The following is a 3,215-nucleotide window of genomic DNA, read 5'->3' as shown; positions in this document are numbered from 1 at the left end:
AAAGCGCACATGTTCGAGCGAACGTGTGTTAGGCGTCGCCGAAAGTGGACAGGTTCGCCAGCCGGTCGGGGTCGATGCGGTCGGCGAGATAGATCAGCGGGGCCTGCGCATCGAGGCCCAACGCGGCCGCGACGAGTTTGGGGTCGAGGGTGTTGACGAGATCGACCAGTCTGGTGCCGCGGATCATGCGGGGCGGGTAGCCGCAGCCATCGAGCAGGTGGCTGAGGTATGCCGTCGATGCTGGCGACTGGCCTGCCTTGGTGCCTTTGGTGACGATGACGTGCGGGTTGGCGGTGTTCTGCCCCGCGCGGTGATCAGCGCAGCGGGTCAGTACTGCCCAGGTGGCGGGGTCCAACGGCACGGGCTGAGGGCGTTCACCCAGTCTCACACTGCACCGCTGGTGATCGATATCGGTGATGCGCAGCAGCCGGGCTTCCTGGCTGGAGGCCGCATGCAGCAACGCGAGCATGCCGACGAGCGCTTCATGCGGATGGATTTCTGGGCCGGTTCCTGTCCAGCGGCGAAACAGCTCGCGTTGCTGTTGCAGCGTCAGCGTCCGGCCGCGGAACGCGTTGCTTTCCTTGGCCCGCAACGTGTTGGTGGGGTCGATGAGGATCAGGCGCGCTCGGTGGGCGAAGCGGAAGTACTGGCGCAGCACGGTCAGCCGCCGTTTCCGCGATCGTGGCGTGGTGGCCAGGAACGCCTCGACGTCGTTGACGTCGACCAGTGCCCAGTCGTGCTTGCCGCGTTGCCCGTTCAGGAATCGAGCGAGGTCACGCGTGATGGCGAGGCAGGTTTCGATGGTGTGGTCGCTGCGCGGTCGGGTTCCGGCCCGCAGCGCTCGCTGCCGAGCTCGCAGCATCTGCTCGGCGAACCTGGCGACGGCGGCGCGGAGCGGTTCGGGCGCCTCGTCGATGCGGCGTTGCCGTCGGCCGGCGGCGAGCCGCTCGATCTGATCGGTCGGCAGCGCTAACCGGGCCGTGGTGAAGAAGTCCTCCAGCGCTCGGGCGAGTGTTCCCATCGATCGCCCTGGACGGCGTGAGCGTTCGAGCAAGGCTTGTGGATGGCAGGATTGGCCGTCTTGCAGCAGGCGGCCGAGCTCGGTCACGAGTCCGCTGGCGCGGGCGGCGTTGAATCGGGCGGCGACGTGAGCGGCGAAGGCCGGCAGCCATTGCGGCGGGTCCGGCAGCCTGGCGATCAGATTGTCCGCGCGGATGGACGCCCGGCCGGGATGCCGTTGCCAGCACGGTGAGCACAGTCCGAGTCCGGCATGGCGGCGCAGCTGGCCGCACTGGCGGCAGATCCGTGGCGGGTGTTTCGGCGGCCCGGGCCGCGAGCAGCTGCCGCACCAGCCGGTGGCCTCACGCAGCAGACCGGGCCGGCTGCATCGCGGGCATTGTTGTTTCGCAGCGCGGGCGGCTTCGGCGCGCACGCACCGTTTGCACAACGTCGAAGTCGCCGACCGCACCGGCGCGGCGCAGGCTGAACACCGGCGCGAGCACAGGACACATCGGCCAGTGTCGGCCTGCAACACGCGTTGCCGGCCGCAGCCCGGACAGGGCGCCTTCGCGGCGGTCTCCCGCTGGCGCCGCACGCACAGGCAGCAGTGCTCCCGGCCGATGATGCCGACCGGGGCGCCGCAGCCGGCGCAGTCGCGCTGTCGTTTGCCCACGGTTGCCTCCGGTCGCCGCAGCCACTACATCGGCGGCATGGAACGCCGGCCGTCGCCGACCGCCTTCGGCGGCTCGGCCGCGGCCGGACGACTCGTCCGGGCGGGGTGCTCGATCGGCGTGGTGTCGACCTCGAGCAGATCGTTGGGAGTGCACTGCAACGCGGTGCACAAGGCGATCAGCGTCGACAGCTTGATCTGCGAGGGTTCCTTGGTCAATAGCGCCGACACCGATGCCGCGGAAAGGTCCAGGCCGGCGCGTTCAGCCAGCAGCCGTCGCAGTTCGCTGCCCGACCATACTTCCCGCTGGGCCGCGGCCATCCGCAACCGCCATCGAATCTTCATGTCGACGTTCCTGTCCCCGCCAGGTCGGCGAGGGTGTTCGACACCGCCCGCCGATAGGCGTCCTCGATGAACGTGGTGGACGGGCGGACATACCGCATTGTCGAACTGACCGTCCAATGCCCGAGCAACTGCTGGATCGCTACCAGGTCCACGCCGCGTTCGTAGTTGTGGGTCGCGCACGCCCGGCGCAGCGCATGCGGGCTGAACCAGTCGCTGTCCGGGCGGCCTTCCAGCTGCATCAGGCGGCGCAGCCGGTTACGGATCGTTCCACGATGCAACCGGCCGCCCGACTCGTCAGCGAACAGCACCGGCGAGTCCGGGAACCGACCGCGCACATCGTCGACGAACCAGCGCAACACGAGGTCCAGGCTGTCGAGCATCGGCACCCACCGCGGCCGCGGCCCGGAGGTGCGGGCAGCCTTCCCGAAGCGCACATGCAGCTTTCCGAACGGCCCACGCCCGAAATGCAGATCCGGGCGATCCAGCATTGACGCCTCGTCCGAACGCAAGCCGGCGTGATACAGGGTCCGGAATAGCGCATAGTCCCGCGCCGCCGGCGCGTACTTGCGGGCGGTGGCAATCCTGCCTTTGAGGAACTCGAAGAACTCCGTCACTCGCTCCGGTGTCGGCGGCGGCATCAGCTGCGGCGAGTCGTCACCGACATGCCGGGAAGCGTTGAACTCATCCACCGGGCAGATCAGCCGGACACCAAACCCAGCCTCGATCTCGGCGGCCTTACGGACCTGCAGGAACCGGTGGAACGCCTTGAAGATCTGCACATACTCCCGCCGCGTCGAGGCTTTCCGGCCGGCAACCGCCAGCTCGCCCACCACCCGGTCGACGTCCTCGGCCGTGACGTCCCAAGCCGGACGCCCCAACGCCGTCAGCGTCCGCTCGAGCAACCCGATGTCGTTGTCGATCGTCACCTGGCTGAAGCCACGCGCACGCCACGACGCGACGAACGCATCCACGCACCGCGCCTGGAACTCCCACGGATCCGCCGGCAACGGCCCAGCAACCACACCGCCGTTGATCACACGCAGACCAGCGACCACCCGGGCCACCTTCTTCCCGCCTAACTCAGTAAGGCGGCGCCTAACATATCGACCAACCCCCTGAAGGATCAATAGATCAGACGGGATCGCTTCTGGCCAGGCACAAGGCGCAACCATGCCCCAGCGAACATGAGCCAGCCCCAGAT

3 protein-coding genes are annotated in these 3,215 nt (G+C 68.3%); all 3 read right to left on the bottom strand.

Features of this window, described 5'->3' with window-relative positions; translation table 11 throughout:
* Positions 1-28: 28 nt before the first annotated feature.
* Genes ABD901_RS58265 through ABD901_RS58255 form a run of 3 tightly spaced genes read right to left on the bottom strand, consistent with a single transcriptional unit; the run spans position 29 to position 3,069 of the window.
* On the bottom strand, positions 29-1,672 hold the full coding sequence (locus ABD901_RS58265) for a tyrosine-type recombinase/integrase (RefSeq protein WP_345144942.1): 1,644 nt from the start codon (positions 1,670-1,672) through the stop codon (positions 29-31).
* 24 nt (positions 1,673-1,696) lie between these two features.
* Positions 1,697-1,990, bottom strand: a complete 294-nt coding sequence (locus tag ABD901_RS58260) for a helix-turn-helix domain-containing protein (protein WP_345144940.1) — start codon at positions 1,988-1,990, stop codon at positions 1,697-1,699.
* 20 nt (positions 1,991-2,010) lie between these two features.
* The gene (locus tag ABD901_RS58255) at positions 2,011-3,069 is read right to left on the bottom strand and encodes a tyrosine-type recombinase/integrase (RefSeq protein ID WP_345144937.1); all 1,059 of its coding nucleotides are present in this window, start codon (positions 3,067-3,069) and stop codon (positions 2,011-2,013) included.
* Between the last annotated feature and the right edge of the window lie 146 nt (positions 3,070-3,215).

Origin of the sequence: Dactylosporangium darangshiense (genome assembly GCF_039537565.1) — a bacterium.
Classification (GTDB): domain Bacteria; phylum Actinomycetota; class Actinomycetes; order Mycobacteriales; family Micromonosporaceae; genus Dactylosporangium; species Dactylosporangium darangshiense.
The sequence above is the reverse complement of the archived record's forward strand: the minus strand, read 5'-3'. Positions and strand labels throughout refer to the sequence as shown.

Bases quoted from the DNA above. Each gene is read 5' to 3' on its own strand.
- ABD901_RS58260 (WP_345144940.1), bottom strand. From the start codon at position 1,990: ATGGCCGCGGCCCAGCGGGAAGTATGGTCGGGCAGCGAACTGCGACGG.